We start from the raw sequence: 20,503 nt of genomic DNA, 5'->3' as shown, positions 1-20,503 counted from the left end.
AGACGTTGCATGCAACGTCTCTACATCATTATATTTGCCGCAACTTCATAGAGAATTGCTATAAGTCCTGGTTGTTTTATCATTGTTGTGATTTTTTGTGAGCCAGTTGATTAACCAAAGTACATAAACTGGCTCAAAAGTCAATATTTTGTACTATTTTGTTTGATGCTAATACTGTCATTCATTGAAAATACCAGTGACTGATAACTGATAACTGATAACTGTTAATTAGCCTTGGGACGAGGAAACTGAGAAGGTGACTTAAAGTTTTCCACTGGTACACCTTTGAGGGCTTTAGTCATAAAGTCCTTCCAAATAGGAGCTACCATACCACCACCAGTTGCACCGCTAGCTAGTTGTCTGTTGTCATCTCTACCCACCCAGACAGCCGTTGTTAACTGTGGTACAGTGCCTACAAACCAAATATCTTTTTCTGATGAAGTTGTACCTGTTTTACCAGCTGATGGTCTATCTAACGCCGCAGCTCTACCAGTACCACCAGTCATAACTGCGCGCATTATATCTATTGTGGCAGCTGAAGCCCAAGGATCTAAAACCTGTCGGGGTTTAGGTGTATTATCTAATAATACATTATTACTGCTATCTGTAATTCGGGCAATAACTGTCGGCGGTGACTGCCAACCGTAATTAGCAAAGGTAGCGTAGGCAGTAGCCATTTCCAAAGGTGTGACACCAATTGCCCCCAGAGGTAAAGAGGTGACAGGTTCCATCGGGCTATTAATACCTAAAATGCGGCAAGTCTCTACAACTCGATTCATACCTATAGCCTTGCCAATTTTAATCACGGGAATATTTCGTGATTGCGCTAAGGCGGTGCGAATTGACATCGCCCCGGCAAAACCACCATCATAGTTTCGGGGATAGTACCAACCGCTACCATCTCGATAACTGACTGGAGAATCGACAACTGTACTATCTGGTGCATACTTGCCTGTGGCAAAGGCGGCATAATACACAAAAGGCTTAAAAGAAGATCCTGGCTGACGCTGGGCTTGGGTAGCGCGGTTAAATTCACTTTTTTTCGAGTCTACACCACCAACTAAGGCTTTGACAAAATGAGTACGAGGATCAATTGCTACCAGCGCGATTTGATTGTTCCTTAACCCTTGTCCTGACAGTGTTTTATGCCATTTTTTAACAGTATCTTCTGCCATTAGTTGAAAAGTAGCATCAACGGTAGTTTGTACCCGCATTCCGCCTTTGAGCAATGCTTCGCGCCCAAATTTTTTCGCCAATTCCTGTGCGACACTATTGGTGATATATGGTAAAGCACTACCTTGGAATGACCTGATTCTGCCTAGTTTAATTTCTTGTTTGAGGGCATTATCATATTCTTGTTGGCTGATCCAATTCAAGTCCAGCATTCTGCCCAATACTTCCCTTTGTTTTTGTTTCGCCAGTTTCATATTGGCAAAGGGGCTAAATTCCTCTGGTGCTTGAATTAAACCAGCCATCATTGCTGATTCCGCCAAAGTGAGGAACTCAGCTGACTTGTTAAAATAACTCCTGGCTGCGGTTTGCACACCGTAGTTATTATGACCCCAATAAACTTGATTGAGGTACATTTCTAAAATTTGATCTTTAGTCAAAATTTGCTCTAGACGAATTGCTAGAACTGCCTCAGCTAACTTCCGGGTAAATTCCCGTCTGCGAGACAAAAACAGGTTTTTGACTAACTGCATAGTGATGGTAGAGCCACCCTCTTTCACACCACCAGCCACCAAGTTAGTAACGACAGCACGCCCTACCCCTGTAGGGTTAATGCCGTGGTGGTAGTAAAAGTGACTATCTTCACTAGCCAGTACTGCCCGTTTAAGATTGGGGGAAATTTTATCTAGAGGGACAACTTCTCTATTAGCTTCCCCGTGGATACTGGTTAATAGTTTCCCTTTAATGTCATAAATGTACGTCGTTTCCGAGGGCAAAAAGTTACGTAGTTGCCTCACATCTGGCAAGTTGCGGAAGCTGATAGCTAGGCCAACTAGCCCTCCGGCTACAATAGAACTTGCTAGCATCGTGATTGATAAAAGAGTACCGCCAGCTACCTGGCCAACTCCTTTTAAAAACTCAAAACCCGATGAAGTCTGACGTTGGGATTGCTTTTCTTCAAAAGTCCTAGACGACACGGCGATTTCACTTCCTCACTTGTAAATATTACTGTAATTGATTCTTTGCAGCAGGGCGGTTAATTTTTTGCAATTATATTAGTTTGGCGGATGAAATGGCGGACAATTTGGCCGTCAACATCACCAACCTAACTCCTAAACTAAAAAGCGTAGTTAATAGCGAATCTCCTGGTATGGCGGAAAATTTTTCTTGGCTCAATCGTGGGATAGTGGAAGTATTCCCACAACCATCTGATACTGATCACGAAGTTGAAAGTTTAGAGAAACGCTTGGCGACTACAAACCGTCCTCTAAGGGTGAAATTGGGAATTGATCCTACTGGTGCAGATATTCATCTTGGTCATAGCATACCAGTACGAAAACTGCGAGCATTTCAAGATGCTGGTCATAAGGCAGTGCTGATTATTGGTGATTTTACGGCTCGCATTGGTGATCCTACAGGTAAATCTGAGGTGCGTCGCCAACTGACTCAAGCAGAGGTAATGCAAAATGCTCAAACTTACCTTGACCAAGTGCGTCCTATTTTGGATTTTGACACACCAGACAGATTAGAGGTGCGTTATAACTCGGAATGGCTTTCCCGGTTGGATTTGGGGAAAATAACCGAGTTACTAGCTACGATGACGGTGGGGCAGATGTTAGCTAAGGAAGGATTTGCAGAACGCTATAAGAAAGAGAATCCAATTTTTCTGCATGAGTTCCTCTACCCCTTGATGCAAGGTTATGATTCGGTAGCAGTTGAGGCAGATGTAGAATTAGGAGGAACTGATCAAAAGTTTAACATTGCTGTAGGTAGAGATTTGCAGCGTCATTTTGGTCAAAAGCCCCAATTTGGGTTACTGCTGCCTATTTTAATTGGTACTGATGGGGTGCAGAAAATGTCCAAATCTTTGGGTAATTATGTTGGTTTATCGGAACACCCAGGCCAAAAGTATCAGAAGTTGCAGGGCGTGCCGGATAATTTGCTGACTCAGTATTTTGAGTTGCTCACAGATTTACCTTTAGACAAGCTACCAGAAAATCCCCGCGATCGCCAAATGTTATTAGCCTGGGAAGTCGTCAGACAATACCACGGTGAACAAGCCGCCAATGAAGCCAAGGAAGCCGCTAAAAGTGGTGGTAAAGAAGGTGCTGTTCCTGAATTTTCTTTAGCTGAGGTTGCCCAATTTCCGGTAAAGTTGGCTTATTTACTTAATGTCAGTGGCTTGTGTAAAAGTACTGGGGAAGGTAAGCGGAAAATTCAAGAAGGTGGTGTACGCTTAGATGGCGATCGCATTACTGATGTTGATACCACTTTTGAACAAGGGACTGACTTACACGGTAAAGTTTTACAAGTTGGGAAAAATAAGTTTGTGCGCTTAGTACCGTAAAAGGGGTTTGGGGCATGGGGTTAGGAAATGAACAGCGAATTATTGTACCTTTGGATGTAGCTGATGAAAAAAGTGCGATCGCTCTCATCGAAAGGTTAGAAGTAGTTAGTTTCTGGAAGGTAGGTTTAGAATTATTTACCAGTGTGGGGCCAAAAATTCTGGAAGTGCTGAAATCTAGAGATAAGCAGATATTTCTAGATTTAAAGTTTCATGACATTCCCAACACTATGGCGGGGGCTTGTCGGGCTGCGGCTGGTTATGGGGTAGACTTGCTGACAATTCATGCTACGGCGGGGAGAAATGCCCTTAAAGCCGCTACGGAGGCAGTACAAGAGGGAGCTACACAAGCAGGGGTCAAACCACCGAAATTAATTGCTGTAACGCTGCTGACGAGTATTTCGGCTAGACAGTTGGCTTTTGATTTAAAAATTCCCCTAGAGTTGCCAGAATATGCCTTAAACATGGCATTGATGGCACAGGAATCAGGGTTAGATGGGGCAGTGTGTTCACCCCAAGAAGTGGCGCAGTTAAGGCAAACTTGCGGTGATGATTTTCTGTTCGTGTGTCCTGGAGTACGTCCTACATGGGCAGAAGCGGGAGATCAAAAGCGATCGCTCACCCCTTCCCAAGCTATCCAAGCTGGTGCTGATTATCTCGTAATTGGTCGTCCTATCACTGCGGCGGCTGAACCTGAGTTAGCTTGGCAACGCATTACCCAAGAGTTAACTACAGCATGAAAGGATTTAGAAAAAAACATCATTATCCCTGGTGGCTGCTAACTGGGAGCTTGTCTTTAATCTTAATGAGTAGCTGGCACAACAGTACATTAGCTCAGACAATCTCCCCCAAACCATCTTTACAAAACCAGAGGCGGCAGCAGTTTGTTTGTAGTGGACAAAATTTAGAAACATTAACTACTCATTTATTGCGTGATTTACCTAGCTATGCTAATCGTGCTACTCAACGCGGCCGCCGTCTGCAAAGAAGTAGCGATGTTTATAGTTATATGCTGATAGCTGGTAAACCCGAATTTCAGTCTTTACCATTGCAACCCATAGATCAAAACAAAACCACTCACCAAAATATTAAACAAGTATTTTTTACTACTTTAGAAAGGCAGTATATAAATCAAACAGTTGTAGAATTACAAGAATTTCACTGGCTATTATTGACACACAATCAAGATACTTGGCGATTAGTGATGATGTTTACCCAAACGGCTGCTTATCCCCAACAGCAACCAGCATCACCACCACGAGATAGTACTAATAGTACAGTTGCTCAAGGTATCAAAACTTGGTTACGGGATTGTCAGATGTAATTCGTAATTCGTAATTCGTAATTCGTAATTGGGGATAATTGATTGCTTTAAGGTGTGCTTCTATTGGAGACTCACGTTACTTTAAATTAGACTTCTTGCATAAATACTTTGGTGTTGCTAACAAGATTGTTTAAAAGCTCACGCATTCGCCGCAAGGCGTTCTCGTAGAGTAGGCGCATTCGGCGAAGCCGTTCTCGAAGAGTAGACGCAAAGAAGAACGCAGGAAAATAACTCTTGAAGTTATGTATTAGGATTGTTCAATTATTCGTGCAAGAGGTCTATTGTATCAGGATCGATATTTAATTCTCGAAGTTTTGCGGCTAATCGTGCTGCTTGTTGTTGTGCTTGTTCAGCCGTTTCTTCTGGTGTGGGAACTAGTTGTCCATCTTGTGTAAAAAACCGCAATAGACCATTATAAACTCCTAAATATAACCCTAGCTGATGACTCCACAAATATCCTTGTGCATTTGCTTGTAGAGGGTGATATTCTCCATCTACTAAATGAAATCCAGCAAACTCTAATGTAAAAGGATCAAACCAAAAGTAATCAGGTGTACGGAAGGTATCTTGATATATTTCTTTTTTTAACCCTTTGTCTGTTTTTGCTGTTGAGTCCGAGAGAATTTCTAAGATGACATTGGGATATTTACCTTCTTCTTCCCAAACCACCCAACTCTTTCGGGTTTTGCGTTCAGTTCCTAACACCACAAAAAAGTCTGGGCCTCGAAAATATTCTGATTTTTTTTGGCGGGGACTGTAGTAAATTGTCAGGTTTCCCACCGCATAAAAATCATTTCTATCCCGCCATAACCATTCGAGACATTGTAAAAGTAGGATTATTTGTCTTAGATGTAGTTCTGTTTCCAAGGGAGGCTCATCACTATATAAGTCACCAGGGGGAAATACAACATCTTGCGAGATGTCTGCTTGCGATTCTAATTCTTGGGCAATGGTCATAGAATCAATCTGGTATTAATTATTTCTGGGTTTATTTTATCATTTATAACATTGCCATAAATAAGGGGATTATCGCTTTCTTATAGCAATTCTCTGTTAAGTGAGATATAGATAATATTTTGAAACGCAAAGGGACGCAAAGTAAAGCGCAGAGGTACGCAGAGATTTGTACGTCAGTAGACTAGGAAATGCTATAAATTAAATAAAAGAATGAAACACAATTTTATTTTTCTCACAAACCACAAAATAACCCCGCATTTTAAAACAAGTTCAATATTTAAGGTTTTAGCCGATTAAAAAGTAATTTATGTTTGGGTACAATTCTTCATGGACGACTTGAAAATTGCATACGAATAACTCAATTGATATTCTCCAAATCTTGCAAGACTTCTGCAACAGATTGATATCTTTCTCTATAGTCATAGCGTATCATCTTGTTTAAAATGGCTGCTATTTCACGGCTGACTTGTGCTTGTCCCTCCCAGGATATTTCACCTGTGTTTGAGTTTTGTTGTAGTTCTATAGGCGTAATACCAGTAAGTGCTTGAATACCAATCACACCTACAGCATAAATGTCACTACTAAAAGATGGTTTTCCAGCCCATTGCTCTGGAGGTGCATAGCCATGAGTACCAATGGCTGTAGTTGGTTCAAATGACATTGAGCTAATTTGTTTTACCGCTCCAAAATCAATCAAAACTAACTTTTGGTCATTCTTACGTCTAATTAAATTAGATGGCTTAATATCACGGTGAATTACATTATTTGCGTGAACAAATTTTAAAACATTCAGAATATCGTACAATATACTAATTACTTGATTTTCTCTGAGCTTTTTACCTGGAATAAATTCTTGAGCCAAATCATGACCTTCAATTAGTTCTTGCACTAAATAAAATTCTTGATTTTCTTCAAAATTAGCTAAAATTCTAGGAATTTGTTCATGATTTCCTAATTTATGTTGAATCTGCGCTTCTCTATCGAATAATCCTCTTGCAATATCAATCAGAGTAGGATTTTGTTCTAAAGGTTTAAACTGCTTTACAACGCATAATGGATTACTTGGTAAATCCATATCTTCAGCAATGAAAGTATTGCTAAATCCACCAGACGAAAGGACTCTATTTATTTTATATCTTCCCCTTAAAACACATCCTTGTTGTACAGATGAACTGGGATTCTGGCTATTTGAACTACCAACATTTTCAGGTGTCATAAAAGATGTTTTTGGTGCTGATGTTGGTGGTGGTACTGTTACTTGTGGTAGTGGTACTATTACTTGTCTTTCTGTTATTGGTGGTGATGTCGGTGGTGTTTGTATTAATGTTAATTCATCTACGGATGAAATTATATTAGTAGTTCCTTTTAAAGATTCACCACACAATGAACAAAATTTATTATGTGTAGCATTTTCATGTCCTTTGCTACAAATTAGTAAATTAGTTAAAGCTGCACCACAATATATACAAAAACGATGATTTGCAGGATTTTGGTGTCCATTCTTACAAAGAATTACACTCTCATGACTCTTTTCTAATGATGTTTTTAACCAAGGTATAAAACTAGCATTTTCTCTTGACGACTCTCCATTACTGACAGCATGACTATTAGCGGGTTGTTTAATCTCAATACCACCAAGCGATCGCCACGTCAAAGGCGGTTCTGCTGGATTCTGGAAAGTCATGGGTAGCCAAGTAGCACCAGGAAATTTATTTTCTAATCTATTGATTCTTTCCCTAGCTCGCCGCACTGCTAAATGTAAAGGTTTTCCTAATGCAAATACTTCTAAAAAACGCTGTAAAAATTTCTGTGCTACTTCATCTGGCACAGGTTCACGCATAACTATAATATTGGGAACTTCTAACTGTGCTAATTGTCTTGCTATTCCCAAACCATCACAAGAATTAAAAATCACTAGCTGCAAACCATACTTTACAGCTTTTCTAATTTCTGGTTCTAAATCATCAATTGTGATGCTATCTTCATCATTTAAATCAATAAAGCCATCATCACCACTTTCTTCACTGCGACTATGACCAGCAAAAAATAAAATTTGTGGTCTATACTTTTCAATTTGGTCACATAAATCTTCTAATTTAGGCTTATGTATATCAATTAATTGCGCGTTAGACTTTTGAGATAATAGGTTTTCTAACATTTTCCAGTCTTGTTGGAGATTAATTTTAGTATCTCTCCCAAAAACTGCCAATACTTTCAATTTGTTATCTATCGAGGTTACTATTTGACTTTTCTTGACTGGTAAAGATAACGCAACTTCAGCCCGATAGTAACGTTTAAAAACATCATCCCAAAGATGCCAAGGTAAACGTTGTAATTCTGGGTGTTCAGTGTCAAAAATAACTCGAATTTCTTCCGATTCATCCTTGAGAAATTGAAATAATGTTTCTCTAATTGGACTAAAAGAAGAATCAGCTTTTAGCCAATTATTCAAACTGAATTTTAATTGTTGGCTAGCTTTTTTAATATCAGAAATAATTGTGGTATTAGTACCACCTGTAACGCTAATTCGAGACGAATATCTACCCGAAACATGGCTACGATACCTTGATTGCCAAGATTTATAATATTCTAGTAATTCTTTAGCTGGTGGAAGTTTTCCCTTAGTAGAAGCAATCCACTGGCGATCGCCCTCGCCCTCTGTGTGAATCTGCAAGGATATATCAAAACCTTGCTCAAAATTACCTCCAACTAAATTTATGACAACTAACTTACCCATCACCTCCTCCTTACAAGTAGTTAAATCATAAAATTGCGAACTGTTTTGGCATTATCAATCTGAATCTGCACACTGAACGATTCTCCAGATTGACCATTAATATTGAGTTGAATCCATTTATCATTATTTTGTGCTTCAACTTTTAAAATATTATTTCCTGATGTATCCAGCACATTACATTGCAAACCTTGCGGCAAAGTTTTATTAGTAATTGAATGCACTTGTAAGCGGATATTTCTATTCTCAACAGATGTAGGTTTCACAGCGACTACTAGAGCTAGCGAAAGTTCTGAGGATGGAATTGCTAACTGAATTTGTTCAGCTCGTATGACACTATCACCAGCACCACTTCTAGCAAAAATCAACTGCTCTTGTCTTGTCCCCAAAACATCTTCTAAAGTTTGCCAAGGTGAATCAAATACATTTTTCAGCCATTGGCTTAAATTTACTACTGGTTGCGGACGTGAAACAGCAACATCTTCACCATATACATCTTGTACAGGTATATCTAATATTTCTGTCAATTGTCCTGATTTAAACAAAGCATCCAGTTTCTTTAGGCTTTCTTGAGAACCATCAAAAATAAATTCCATACAACCTTCCTCTATTCTCCTCAGTCTAATTGACCCATCATCGAGTAATTTTTGAAGATGCTGAACAATAGCTTCTAGACGAGCCGCATCCAATTGCTCAATATCTAGTTCTAATTTAACTGTACGTCTTGCTGCCGATAACCTATTGTTATTTACTAAGTCTGGAATTTCTAACTTTTGTGATGCTAGGCTTGCTAGTAATTTAGTCTCAACAATTTCGCGCAACACAGAATTATGCTGCACTTCTAGAGTGAAATTTTCCCTGACCAAATCAAATAAAACTGTCTCTACTTTATTAACGTAACATTGAGAGCCAGAGCCTTCTTTCAATGCTTCATGGATGAGTTTTTCTTTGACTAATTGAATACTTGTTTCTATTGATTGCTTTTCTGGAGTTAAAAGTAAGGTGATTTCGTCTATCGACTGCAAGGGATTTGCAATATTTACATTTCGTTTTACTAACTTGAACTCTCTCGCCAACTGCTTCAGCTTTTGATCTAGCCATTGCAGCTCATCTCGGTATTCTGGAGGATAAATCAACGCTCCTCGGTAGCGTTGTACAGGCGTTGTCCCCATCAGTTGTTGATGACATTCCCTCGCAATCGTTTGGAGTGCTGAAAGAAAGGAAACTCTGAGTGATTTTTCTAACTCTTGATTACTTCGTTTGTCCTCTTTTCTTAAACGCTTCAAAGCCTCATTAACACGAGAAGCTACTAGGATCTCATCTACTCTATTAGTGAAAATACCCAGCAAAAACGGTATCAAAATTAATGTAAATATATCCATAACACCTGTAATTTCCGAGATTTTATTGTTGTTAAACAGTAAAAATCACCAATAATTTAGTTAAAAATTAATCATTTAGGAGTTGAGAGTCTTGTAATTTATAGGGTTTACTCTGAAAAGAGCGCAAAAATGTCGATAAAAACTAGCAAATATCCGTATTTTCTACATTATACTATTGCTTTTAGGACTGCCAACTTAAAAAAATATCCCATTGCTTTGGTCAGCAGGGATGCTAGGAAGGATTTCATATAAAGTTAAAAGTCAAAATTCACTCATTAAGAGGATGAGAATTTTGACTTTTGTAGGTGTATAAAGTTGGGTAGGATGCGTTAGTATAAATGTTTTCTGAGTATATTTAAGTTCTCAGGACTTACGCACCCTACATTTAAGACAATTGGGCGTATTTTTGCTTGAGCAATGTTCGCAATTCCGGCATAGTCATAGATAAAGCACCACCAGGATCATTTTTAGCCCCAGGTCTTCCACCTTCATCACAGCATTCATCATGACCTTTGACATCATCAAAGGAAAATATATCCGGTGCTTGTGACTTGAGCCATAACAGTAGCTTAATCAGTGATTCTTCTTGGGCTGGGGTGTATTTATGATACCATCCTGCCCGTCGAGAACCATTCCGTTCTACATACCGCATTGCTGATTCATCAAAATATTCGCTAGCAGATTTATGAAACCATGCTTTAAATTTACGCTGGCCATTCACTGTCACAGGTTCGCAAAGTCCAGCCGCAACTATCTCAATGCCGACAGAGTATTTATGATGACTAGTACCACTATGAGATCCGCCTCTATTTAAAGGAAAGGCTTGGTAAATGACACCATCACGACCCATTACTAGACAGGGAAAACCAACTTCACCAAGGTACTTTAAAGTAGCGATCGCATTATCTCGTCCGGCTGTAAAATGAACTACTGCACCCCTTGGGTATCCCTGTTCATAAGTCCATTTAGTGGGAATATCAAATGGATGCTGTGCAAATGGTATCCATTTTTCTTTAGATCCTGGCTTTACTTCAGGTTTTGGTAATGGTTTTAGGGTTTGTAATGCTTTCCACACATCAATATCCGCAATACCATCAGCTGTGAAACCGAGCTGCTTTTCTACTGTCATCACTGCTTGTTTCGTCAGAGAACCAAAAATCCCATCAACTGTCAGTCCTGCATTGATATGTTCGTTGAGTTCCTGTTGCAAAAGTTTGACAGTTTCTCCTCTATCTCCTTCCTTCAGTTCTTGGTAATTGTTTTGACGTGCTTTTTCTAAAAGTTCCTCGGCTTCATTGTATAATTTTTGCATGATGTACTCATGGTAGACTAGCCCCCCATGTTGAGTTTTCCATCGGTCTGTATAGCCAGGAGGACACCAAATGCGGCCGATAAAAGCTAGAAAATCTTCGCCACTACTGGTATGATCACGCCATCCTTTATAGGGCGATCGCTCTACAAAACGCCAATAGCCACGCACTGCATCTATGGGATTGGCAAATTTACAAAAATTATCTCCGCCTGTTGGCTCACTACCTGTCTGATAGTAGAAAGATTGAGCAATACCCTTCATTTCTTCGCGCCACTTCATCCCGTGGTAGTTATAATGCAATTTTGCTAAATCGGTGCTTCCCCGTCCACTTTCCAAAATTGCTTGCGCTAAACAGGCTGTTGCTAGTTGGGGAAATTCAATATCTCTTTGGGCGACAGCTGCCACAAATTCCTGCCAACTCATAAAATTCTCCTTGGTAAATCTCACCTTGGTTATTAACTAAAATTTTTGATGAACCTATTACTTTATCTCTTGATTTTCCTGTTTTTATGCCTGTTTACTGGGGAAAATAAGACCAATTACAAAAATATTTACAACACATTATTTTGTAGACTTCATTTATAACTTCTCTACAGGTCTTTTATCGTTACTATTCTTTTTTTTTACTTGGTAGAAGTTACTTTTTATATAAAAAAATATTGCTGATTGTAAAAACAAATTGATAATTTTATCGGCGAAGAAATTTCCCTTATACCCCTATACCCTTACACCCCTATACTAGGCTGTTGACTCTGTACCTTTTTTGGGATTTTGTCCATGCAAAAAATGTGCGTAGTTACGATGGCTGAAACTGTGTTTTGAGAAGGCTTTGAGGCACAAATTAAACATCGCGTACAAAATTACTAAAAACCGCCCAAATTTCAACAAAGTCAACAGCCTACCCCTATACCCCTTTTTCAAGTTAGAACGAGTTGAAAAAAAACGAACTATATTAAGTGATGTAACAAGAAGAAAATTGAGTTTGTAGTAAGGACTTTAGTCCTGATTTGTTCCCTGCGGGACGCTGCGCGAACGCGGAGCGTCTGTCTACGACACGCTCCGCGAACGGAGAGAATGCAGAGAGAACTAAAGTTCTCACTACAAACCTTTAATTATTTACCCTTTTCTAGTTACTGACTAACATATTCATGTATACAAGCATATAAGAGCATTGCTGACAAAGTCTGCTGTTGAGCTTGATCAGCCCCAGATAGAAGCCGTAAAGCATACGGGCAAGTTATAATTCTCTTGCGGACGAGCGTAACAAAAATTTATGAGTAATCCCCTTGTACAAGCCTTTTTTGTCGGTAGAGCCTTAGCTGAAGTCGTCAATGAACGTCTAGAGGTAGTTTTAACCGATGCGTTGAGCGAAATTGGTAAATTTGATGCGGAAGCTAGAGAACAGCTACGCCAATTTACAGATGAAGTGATAGAAAGAGCTAACCGCGCGGCGACTGCGGCTGAAGCAGGTCAAACTACTACAGGTACTACCTCAACGGGTGGTGATGGAGTTGACTTACAAGCAACAATTGATGAACTGCGCGCCGAGATAGCTTTACTGCGAAATGAGTTACAACGTTATCGCAGCAGTTCTGTGTAATTTAGTCAATAGTCAAAAATTATTGACAAATGATTTTTCGTAAACAACAGTTTAGGAATCAGAGTGTTTTTTCTTCCAGGTGATTCAGTGAAAACCCAACGGTACGTGTAAAATATGGAAACTAGTTACTCAGATAAGGCATACCGTTGGAATCGGGAAAACTACTCCAGTAAGCGGCGATTTGTGGACATTTGGGGCTTTGTGTTGACCTTAATGTTCAAAATTTGGCGTTACAACAAAGCTTGGAGTTATCCTGGCGGTGTGACTGAAGCAAAACAGGCAGCACGGCGCAAAGCCCAAGCTGTCTGGATTCGTAATACTTTGCTGGATTTGGGGCCTACTTTTATTAAAGTCGGGCAGTTATTTTCTACCCGTGCTGATATATTCCCCAGTGAATATGTCGAAGAGTTGGCAAAACTCCAAGATAAAGTACCAGCTTTTAGCTACGAACAAGTAGAAAAAACAGTTGAACAAGAATTAGGTAAAAAAATTCCCGAACTTTTCCAAAGTTTTGAACCGATTCCTTTGGCAGCTGCTAGCTTGGGACAAGTACATAAAGCGGTACTACATAGCGGCGAAGCTGTTGTTGTCAAAGTACAACGCCCTGGATTAAAAAAATTATTTGAGATTGATTTACAAATTCTCAAGGGTATTGCTCGCTATTTTCAAAACCACCCCAAATGGGGACGGGGGCGAGATTGGATGGGGATTTATGAAGAGTGTTGTCGCATTCTTTGGGAAGAAATTGATTATCTCAATGAAGGTCGCAATGCTGACGCTTTTCGGCGTAACTTTCGCGGTTATGACTGGGTGAAAGTCCCGAAAGTCTATTGGCGTTATGCTTCCCCTAGAGTGCTGACTTTGGAATATATGCCGGGCATTAAAATTAGCCAATATGAGGCTTTAGAAGCCGCAGGTATAGACAGAAAGTCTGTCGCACGTCAAGGCGCGCAAGCATACCTGATGCAATTACTCAATGATGGGTTTTTCCATGCTGATCCCCACCCTGGTAATATTGCTGTCAGTCCTGATGGTTCATTGATTTTCTACGATTTTGGCATGATGGGGCGGATTAAATCCAATGTCCGGGAAGGACTGATGGCAACCCTATTTGGCATTGCTCAAAAAGATGGCGATCGCGTAGTCCAGTCTCTCATAGATTTAGGTGCGATCGCTCCCGTAGATGACATGGGGCCAGTGCGGCGTTCTGTGCAGTATATGCTAGACAATTTCATGGATAAGCCTTTTGAAGCTCAATCTGTGGCCGCCATCAGTGATGATTTATACGAAATAGCTTATAATCAGCCATTTAGATTCCCAGCAACTTTTACTTTTGTGATGCGGGCTTTTTCCACCCTTGAAGGCGTAGGTAAAGGCTTAGATCCTGAGTTTAATTTTATGGAAGTTGCCCAACCATACGCAATGCAGCTTATGACAAACATGAATGGTGCAGATACCAATAGCTTTCTCAATGAGTTAAGCCGCCAAGCAGTACAAGTCAGTACCACCGCCTTCGGATTACCACGGAGATTAGAAGATACATTAGAAAAAATTGAACGGGGAGATGTGCGCCTACGGGTACGCTCTATAGAAACAGAGCGACTTTTACGGCGACAAAGCAATATTCAATTAAGTATGAGCTATGCTCTTATTATCAGTGGATTTACCCTTTCAGCCACAATTTTATTAGTTAATCATTATCTATGGTTAGCACTGCTGGCTGGTTTAATTGCCGCAGCAGTTTCAGTAATACTGATGCGACTGCTTCTCCGCCTCGACCGTTATGACCGTATGTATTAATTGTTGCAGTAAAAAGCTATGAAACTTAACTTCACGGGTCTGAGCGATCCGGGACTTGTGCGTTCTAATAATCAGGATCATTACTATATTGACCCGGAAGGGCGATTTTTCATTGTTGCTGATGGCATGGGTGGTCATGCGGGAGGAGAAGAAGCAAGTCGCATCGCCACAACAGTCATTCAAGAATATTTAGTTACCCATTGGGATAGTGTTGATTCCGGGGAAAAATTGTTAGAGCAGGCTTTATGGCAAGCCAATGAAGCTATTCTACAGGATCAGCAAGGTCATCCTGAGCGTGCTGATATGGGTACAACTATCGTAGTTGTAGTTTTTCGTGACACCCCTTGGTGCGCTCATATCGGTGACTCTAGGCTCTACCGTTTCCGGGAATCCCGACTAGAACAAGTTACGGAAGACCATACTTGGGTAGCTAGAGCCATTAAAATTGGCGACATCACTCCAGAAGAAGCACGGGTTCATCCATTTCGTCATGTACTATCACGATGTTTAGGACGGGAAGACTTACACCAAGTGGAAGTACAACCTTTGGATGTGAAAATAGGCGATCGCTTATTATTATGCAGCGATGGTTTAACTGAAGAACTGGTTGATGAAAAGATAGCTGCTTATTTGAATGATACCCCAATTTTGGATAAAGCTGCTCTATCTTTAGTAGAAGCCGCTAAAGAAGAAGGTGGACACGATAACATTACTATTGTCATTGTGGCGATCGAATAACAATTCTCGATTTACTTGACATCATCCCCCGAAGTTAGAACAACCTAATTCGGGGTATTTTCGCTTTATCGAAATTAGTCCATTGCGAATTGTACTGACACTAAAATCTACTTAAGCTAGAGATAATTTCTAGTTTAATTTTTCTCTCACATGGCTACAGGCTATGTCTAATTTTGAGAATTATCGTCTAACTCACTCATGGTAATGTGAGGAACAGATTGTTGTGTGGCAACTTGATGTTCATACCAATTCATTAAAGGTGTGGCAGAAATGCCATGTACAACTACAGAAACAACAATAGTAGTGTAAGTTATCCAAGAAATTTGTTCACTGACTTCTCCCTTTAAACCGTGACTAAAGGCATAAGCCAGATAATATAATGAGCCTACACCACGAATCCCAAACCAACCAAATAGCAACCGAGTTGCCGGGTGAAAACGGCGGCGTTGGGAACGTAAGGGACGTTGATTAATGGTACTAATCCAAGCTCCTATAGGTCGAATAACTAAGAATAAAAAGAATATAACTACTAGAGATTGCCAGGCATAATTAAGCATTGGTTGCCATAATAATATTGACCCCAATAATAAAATTGTCCCTACTTCCAATAATCTTTCTAGGCGTTCAATAAATTCTAATTGTGCCATTGGTTTGTGGGGATTTCTGTAACTATCTTGAACAATTAAACCAGCAATAAACACGGCTAAAAATCCATAGCCGTTGATAATTTCTGTTAAAGAATAAGTGATTAAAATGGCACTAATAGCAATAAAATCTTCCATTAGGGCATCAGCAGCACGCTTTTTTTGAATTTTTTGATCAACTAAAACTATGATTTTAGCTACTAAAAAACCCATCACTATAGCAGCAGCGATCGCCCAAATCAAATCAACTATTAACCAATCTTTAAACCAGTTACTCCAATTATTATCTTCAATGGCATAAATACCAAAATAAACAAAGGGAAAAGCCAAAGCATCATTGAGTCCACCTTCCGAGGTTAAACCAAAGCGTAACTCATCTCTATCATTAGTATCTGTTAATTGTACTTCTGAAGCTAATACTGGATCAGTGGGTGCAAGAATTGCTCCTAATAAAATCCCTTCTCCCCAATTCATTCCTAAAAATAATCTACTCACAACTGCTAACCCAAAAATAGAAATTGGCATTAATAAACCAATCAGTCGTGCTGTAATCTGCCAGACTCGCCAACGGAGAGGATGAATAATTTTTAAGCCACAGCTAAAGACAGAAATAATTACAACAAATTCTGTTAATCTCTCCAGCACTTTGGCATTAAATACATTATTTTCTCTGAGTTGGATCATGCCTAATCCTTCAGAGCCTAAGACTATACCCATTAATAGATATATCAATGCAAAGGAAAGGGGTAAGCGTGTAATCCAACCTGAACCTAATGTTACTCCTAGTAACAACAAACCAATTATCAGTAGGTCAAGAATGTAAATATCTACCATGAAATATGTATAAAAAATCAAGATTGCCTTGTCAGTTTAGTAGCGATCGCCAATTTGTATAAAATATCTATAGATAGATTTTATGAAAAAAATCCCAGTTTTTGCTAATTTTGCTAGCCTAGGATGAATAGAATCAATAGGAGCATTGGTCATGCAACTTCCCGATAGTCCCAATATGCCAAAATTTATGCAGTTGTTGCAGTGGATTTATAATCCATTACAGTTAATGACAGCATCTAAAAAAGCTCATGGTGATTTTTTTACTTTATGGCTCACTAAGCAACAGCCAATCGTATTTTTAAACCATCCCCAAGCAATTCAAGCGATTTTTACCACTCATTTAGAGCAGTTAGATTCTAGAGGTACAGCACAACTTTTACAACCCTTATTAGGGGATAATTCTTTATTATTACTATCGGGTGAAACTCATCAACGCCAGCGCAAATTATTAACACCGCCTTTTCATGGCGATCGCATGAAAGCTTACGGTGATATTATTACTAACATCACCAAAGAAGTAATCAGTACTTGGCAAATTGATACACCTTTTTCTGTGCGTGATGCCATGCAAGAAATTGCTCTACGGGTAATTTTGCAAGCGGTATTTGGTTTAAATGCAGGTGAACGTTATGCACAGTTGCAACAACGCTTGTGTTCTATCCTAAATTTAACATCCTCTACCCTCCGTTCTTCTATATCATTTTTCCCCGCATTACAAATAGATTTAGGTGGCTGGAGTCCTTGGGGGAATTTCTTGCGGCAACGAGAGGAAATTGACAAGTTACTTTATGCAGAAATTCAACAGCGCAGAGATCATCCAGACTCATCCCGTAGTGATATCCTCTCGTTAATGATGTCAGCTCGTGATGAAAATGGGGAAGCGATGAGCGACGTAGAATTACGTGATGAATTAATGACTCTACTCGTCGCAGGTCATGAAACTACAGCCTCAGCCTTAACATGGGCATTATACTGGATTCATCATCTACCCACCGTGCGAGCTAAACTTTTAGCTGAGTTAGATAGTTTTGATGGTGCAGATTTAAATGAAATTACTCGCCTCCCTTATTTGACGGCTGTATGTCAAGAAACCCTCCGCATTTACCCCATTGGGATGATTACTATTCCGCGCATTGTCAAATCACCTATAGAAATTATGGGTCATCAATTTGCGCCGGGAACAATGTTAGTTGGCTGTATTTATTTAATTCATCGCCGTCCAGATTTATATCCCCAACCTGAACAATTTCAGCCAGAAAGATTTTTAGAAAGACAATATTCACTGTATGAATATCTCCCTTTTGGGGGTAGTAATCGGCGTTGTTTGGGTATGGCTTTTGCACTGTTTGAAATGAAGTTAGTTTTGGCGACGGTATTATCGGAAATCAATTTGAAATTAGTAGAAAATTATCCCGTTAAACCGATACGTCGGGGTGTGACATTAGCACCTTCTGGTGGGAAATGGTTAATTGCTACTGGACACAGAGACAAGGTAGAAAAGAGTGCCGTTGAAGTGTAGTTAAGCTAGAGCGATCGCATGGGATAATAAAGTGCGATCGCTCTCTAATTTCACTAGCAATGGAAAATACCCAAAAATTAGATACAAATACACCCAATTTATCAGAACAATTAGCAGATCAAAAAACTCAGGAGAGGAAATTTACCACGTTATTAAAGAAAACCAGGGGAGGGTTTTTCTTAATTTTGGGGTATATGTTATCACCTCTATCTTGGTGGAATGACTTATTTTTTAATTTGCCTATAGCCTATGGTTTTGGGTATTTATGCAGTTTATTCAATCAAGATTTACTCATCTCTTGTACCATCGCTGGATATTGGCTGTCTAATGTGGTAGGAATTTTGTTAATGCAGGTGGGAGTAGTGGATATCTTGCCAAATCAACCCCAAGAACGCAACCTAAAAAAAGACCTATTGATGGGTTTGGCTTCCTCTACTGTCTATACTGTGGTAATTGTGGCATTAATCCAACTGAAAATTTTAGATACTCCCAACTTATTCCCCGGTAGTTAGTATGAAATGAGTGATGAGTAATGAGTGATGAGTAAATCCCATTACTGATTATTTAAAGAGGGTTGGAGTCGGGGATTTAGCGAGAAACGCGGTCTTGGGCTTTGCCCAAGTGGAGCGATTTCTCAAGACAAACCCCAACTCAACTGATACTACGTGTAGACGTAGGGGTGTTATACCCTTGAATTTACGATAACGTGCGATCGCTCTTTTAAATTAACTCGCTAAATAATCATTAACGGGTGTTTTGTGGTATGGCTGAAGGATATATACCTTCAGCAATTAATACAGGTCTTTGGTTGTATTCTTTCTCTAGTTGTGCGCGTAAATTCGCATCCCACACCGGACTGTATTCTTTATCAATTTCAGTCACCACAAATGGACGTAGTGTACCTGTAGTTACAACTTTTTCACCTTCTTTAATAGGTGCTTTATCTTTCAATTGATTGGTAACTAGCACTAATAATGGGTTATTTCCTAAAACTTGTCTATCTTCCACAACAAAAGCATTCGGCCCGTAAATCCGAGAAACATTTCCAGGTACGGAAATAACTTTATTGTAGTAGGTTTGAGGATTTTCGTTGATTACTCCTGGTGTTGGTGCTAAGGCAATTGAACGAGCAATAATTGCTGGTTTCCCTACATACTCTTGAAAAGCATCTTGACCTAAATCAACACCATACTGTTGTTTAATCGCATTCGGATCAAAATTAGCAACAGTACCTGTAACTTGTAATCTTGTATCTTGAGGAACAGGTAAATCAACAGGTTTACCTGTATCATTCACAACGGCAATTCTTTCTCCGCCAAAAGCTTCTTTGTCAGTAATTGTAAATACCTTGTCATTGACTCTATTAATATCTTGGCTTCTGACAGTCACCAGTTTACCAATCAACTCTTGTGTATTTTGACTCACTTGGGGAGCGGTGACATTATCTTGTTCGGCTACAGGTGTAGAGACTCCAGGTGGTTGTGTTGTATCAGGAGCAGTAGCTGTTGGCTCATTAGTTGCACAAGCGGGAAGAAGTAAAGCGGTTAAAGCAATTACTGTGGCACTGATGCCTTTATTCCAACTAGTTTGTTTATCTTTAGGGGTAACGATCATTTTCTCTCCTTGTATACTACCAAAATCCATTTTCGAGACAGAATTATTTACCTAAAATAGATAAATAATTATTAGATTCCACCTATTTACACCTTTGAGAAACCCAGATCAAAACCTCTCATCTAAAATCAGAAAGGTTGTAAATATTCTCCATTTTTTGTCAGGTAATATCACTTATACCTTGGTTGTTAATTTCTTTGGTGTGGTGTAGAAATATCATTAAACAGCATCAAATATATAAATTAATTATTCTTAAATCGTCTGTCTCAGGAAGTAAATGTAAGATTAAATATAACGACTTGAAAAAACCAAGTTAAGTAATGTAAAAATAATAGGATTCAGTTCGTAGTAAGGACTTTAGTCCTTTTTTGTTCCCTGCGGGACGCTCCACGAACGCTGAGAGTCTGTCTACGACACGCTGTGCAAACGCAGAGAGAATTAAAGTTCTGACGACAAACCTTGAATTATTTACCCTGTTCTATTTAAAAAATGATATTTAAACCTGATACTTTAGAAATAGATTTGCAAATG

General features: G+C 39.4%; 15 protein-coding genes. 8 read left to right on the top strand and 7 right to left on the bottom strand.

Annotated elements, in window-relative coordinates; all coding sequences use genetic code 11:
- Positions 1-224: 224 nt before the first annotated feature.
- A complete protein-coding gene (locus ACPZ3T_RS14170; protein ID WP_490276988.1) occupies positions 225-2,147 on the bottom strand; it encodes a transglycosylase domain-containing protein in 1,923 nt (640 codons plus the stop codon).
- Positions 2,148-2,320: 173 nt separating this feature from the next.
- On the opposite strand from ACPZ3T_RS14170, the gene tyrS reads away from it, so the two are divergent.
- The 3 genes from tyrS to ACPZ3T_RS14155 are packed head-to-tail and all read left to right on the top strand — an operon-like array spanning position 2,321 to position 4,838.
- Positions 2,321-3,517 carry a tyrosine--tRNA ligase gene (gene tyrS, locus ACPZ3T_RS14165; protein WP_490277219.1) on the top strand — a complete coding sequence of 399 codons (1,197 nt, stop codon included), beginning with the start codon at positions 2,321-2,323 and terminating at the stop codon, positions 3,515-3,517.
- A 14-nt stretch (positions 3,518-3,531) separates the two neighbouring features.
- A complete protein-coding gene (pyrF, locus tag ACPZ3T_RS14160) occupies positions 3,532-4,254 on the top strand; it encodes an orotidine-5'-phosphate decarboxylase (RefSeq protein WP_490276987.1) in 723 nt (240 codons plus the stop codon).
- Positions 4,251-4,838: a hypothetical protein gene (locus ACPZ3T_RS14155; protein WP_490276986.1), complete on the top strand. Its 588-nt coding sequence runs from the start codon at positions 4,251-4,253 to the stop codon at positions 4,836-4,838. The genes pyrF and ACPZ3T_RS14155 overlap by 4 nt, the downstream gene beginning before the upstream one ends.
- A gap of 261 nt (positions 4,839-5,099) precedes the next feature.
- Here ACPZ3T_RS14155 and ACPZ3T_RS14150 read toward each other — a convergent pair whose 3' ends face one another.
- The 4 genes from ACPZ3T_RS14150 to ACPZ3T_RS14135 form a co-directional block, all read right to left on the bottom strand.
- Positions 5,100-5,795 carry a Uma2 family endonuclease gene (locus ACPZ3T_RS14150; RefSeq protein WP_490276985.1) on the bottom strand — a complete coding sequence of 232 codons (696 nt, stop codon included), beginning with the start codon at positions 5,793-5,795 and terminating at the stop codon, positions 5,100-5,102.
- A gap of 358 nt (positions 5,796-6,153) precedes the next feature.
- Positions 6,154-8,532 carry a protein kinase domain-containing protein gene (locus ACPZ3T_RS14145; RefSeq protein ID WP_490276984.1) on the bottom strand — a complete coding sequence of 793 codons (2,379 nt, stop codon included), beginning with the start codon at positions 8,530-8,532 and terminating at the stop codon, positions 6,154-6,156.
- Between the two features lie 20 nt (positions 8,533-8,552).
- Positions 8,553-9,911 carry a DUF1822 family protein gene (locus ACPZ3T_RS14140; RefSeq protein WP_490276983.1) on the bottom strand — a complete coding sequence of 453 codons (1,359 nt, stop codon included), beginning with the start codon at positions 9,909-9,911 and terminating at the stop codon, positions 8,553-8,555.
- A 385-nt stretch (positions 9,912-10,296) separates the two neighbouring features.
- The gene (locus ACPZ3T_RS14135; protein ID WP_490276982.1) at positions 10,297-11,646 is read right to left on the bottom strand and encodes an N-acetylmuramoyl-L-alanine amidase; all 1,350 of its coding nucleotides are present in this window, start codon (positions 11,644-11,646) and stop codon (positions 10,297-10,299) included.
- An 850-nt stretch (positions 11,647-12,496) separates the two neighbouring features.
- Between ACPZ3T_RS14135 and ACPZ3T_RS14130 the strand changes: the two genes are divergently transcribed.
- The 3 genes from ACPZ3T_RS14130 (at position 12,497) to ACPZ3T_RS14120 (ending at position 15,361) form a co-directional block, all read left to right on the top strand.
- Positions 12,497-12,823, top strand: coding sequence for a DUF6825 family protein (locus ACPZ3T_RS14130; protein ID WP_490276981.1), 327 nt, complete (start codon positions 12,497-12,499; stop codon positions 12,821-12,823).
- A 114-nt stretch (positions 12,824-12,937) separates the two neighbouring features.
- A complete protein-coding gene (locus tag ACPZ3T_RS14125; protein WP_490276980.1) occupies positions 12,938-14,623 on the top strand; it encodes an ABC1 kinase family protein in 1,686 nt (561 codons plus the stop codon).
- Between the two features lie 18 nt (positions 14,624-14,641).
- Entirely contained in the window at positions 14,642-15,361 is a 720-nt protein-coding gene (locus tag ACPZ3T_RS14120; RefSeq protein ID WP_490276979.1) for a Stp1/IreP family PP2C-type Ser/Thr phosphatase, read from the top strand.
- Between the two features lie 167 nt (positions 15,362-15,528).
- On the opposite strand, the gene ACPZ3T_RS14115 is transcribed toward ACPZ3T_RS14120, so the two are convergent.
- Positions 15,529-16,839 carry a cation:proton antiporter gene (locus tag ACPZ3T_RS14115; protein ID WP_490276978.1) on the bottom strand — a complete coding sequence of 437 codons (1,311 nt, stop codon included), beginning with the start codon at positions 16,837-16,839 and terminating at the stop codon, positions 15,529-15,531.
- 151 nt (positions 16,840-16,990) lie between these two features.
- Between ACPZ3T_RS14115 and ACPZ3T_RS14110 the strand changes: the two genes are divergently transcribed.
- Complete coding sequence (locus ACPZ3T_RS14110) at positions 16,991-18,358, top strand: cytochrome P450 (protein ID WP_490276977.1); 1,368 nt, start codon at positions 16,991-16,993, stop codon at positions 18,356-18,358.
- A 59-nt stretch (positions 18,359-18,417) separates the two neighbouring features.
- Positions 18,418-18,870, top strand: a complete 453-nt coding sequence (locus ACPZ3T_RS14105; RefSeq protein WP_490276976.1) for a DUF7980 family protein — start codon at positions 18,418-18,420, stop codon at positions 18,868-18,870.
- Between the two features lie 232 nt (positions 18,871-19,102).
- Here ACPZ3T_RS14105 and ACPZ3T_RS14100 read toward each other — a convergent pair whose 3' ends face one another.
- Entirely contained in the window at positions 19,103-19,972 is an 870-nt protein-coding gene (locus tag ACPZ3T_RS14100) for a hypothetical protein (protein ID WP_490276975.1), read from the bottom strand.
- Positions 19,973-20,503: the final 531 nt, after the last annotated feature.

The sequence above is a fragment of the Aliinostoc maniaoense genome, from assembly GCF_058172895.1.
The sequence above is the reverse complement of the archived record's forward strand: the minus strand, read 5'-3'. Positions and strand labels throughout refer to the sequence as shown.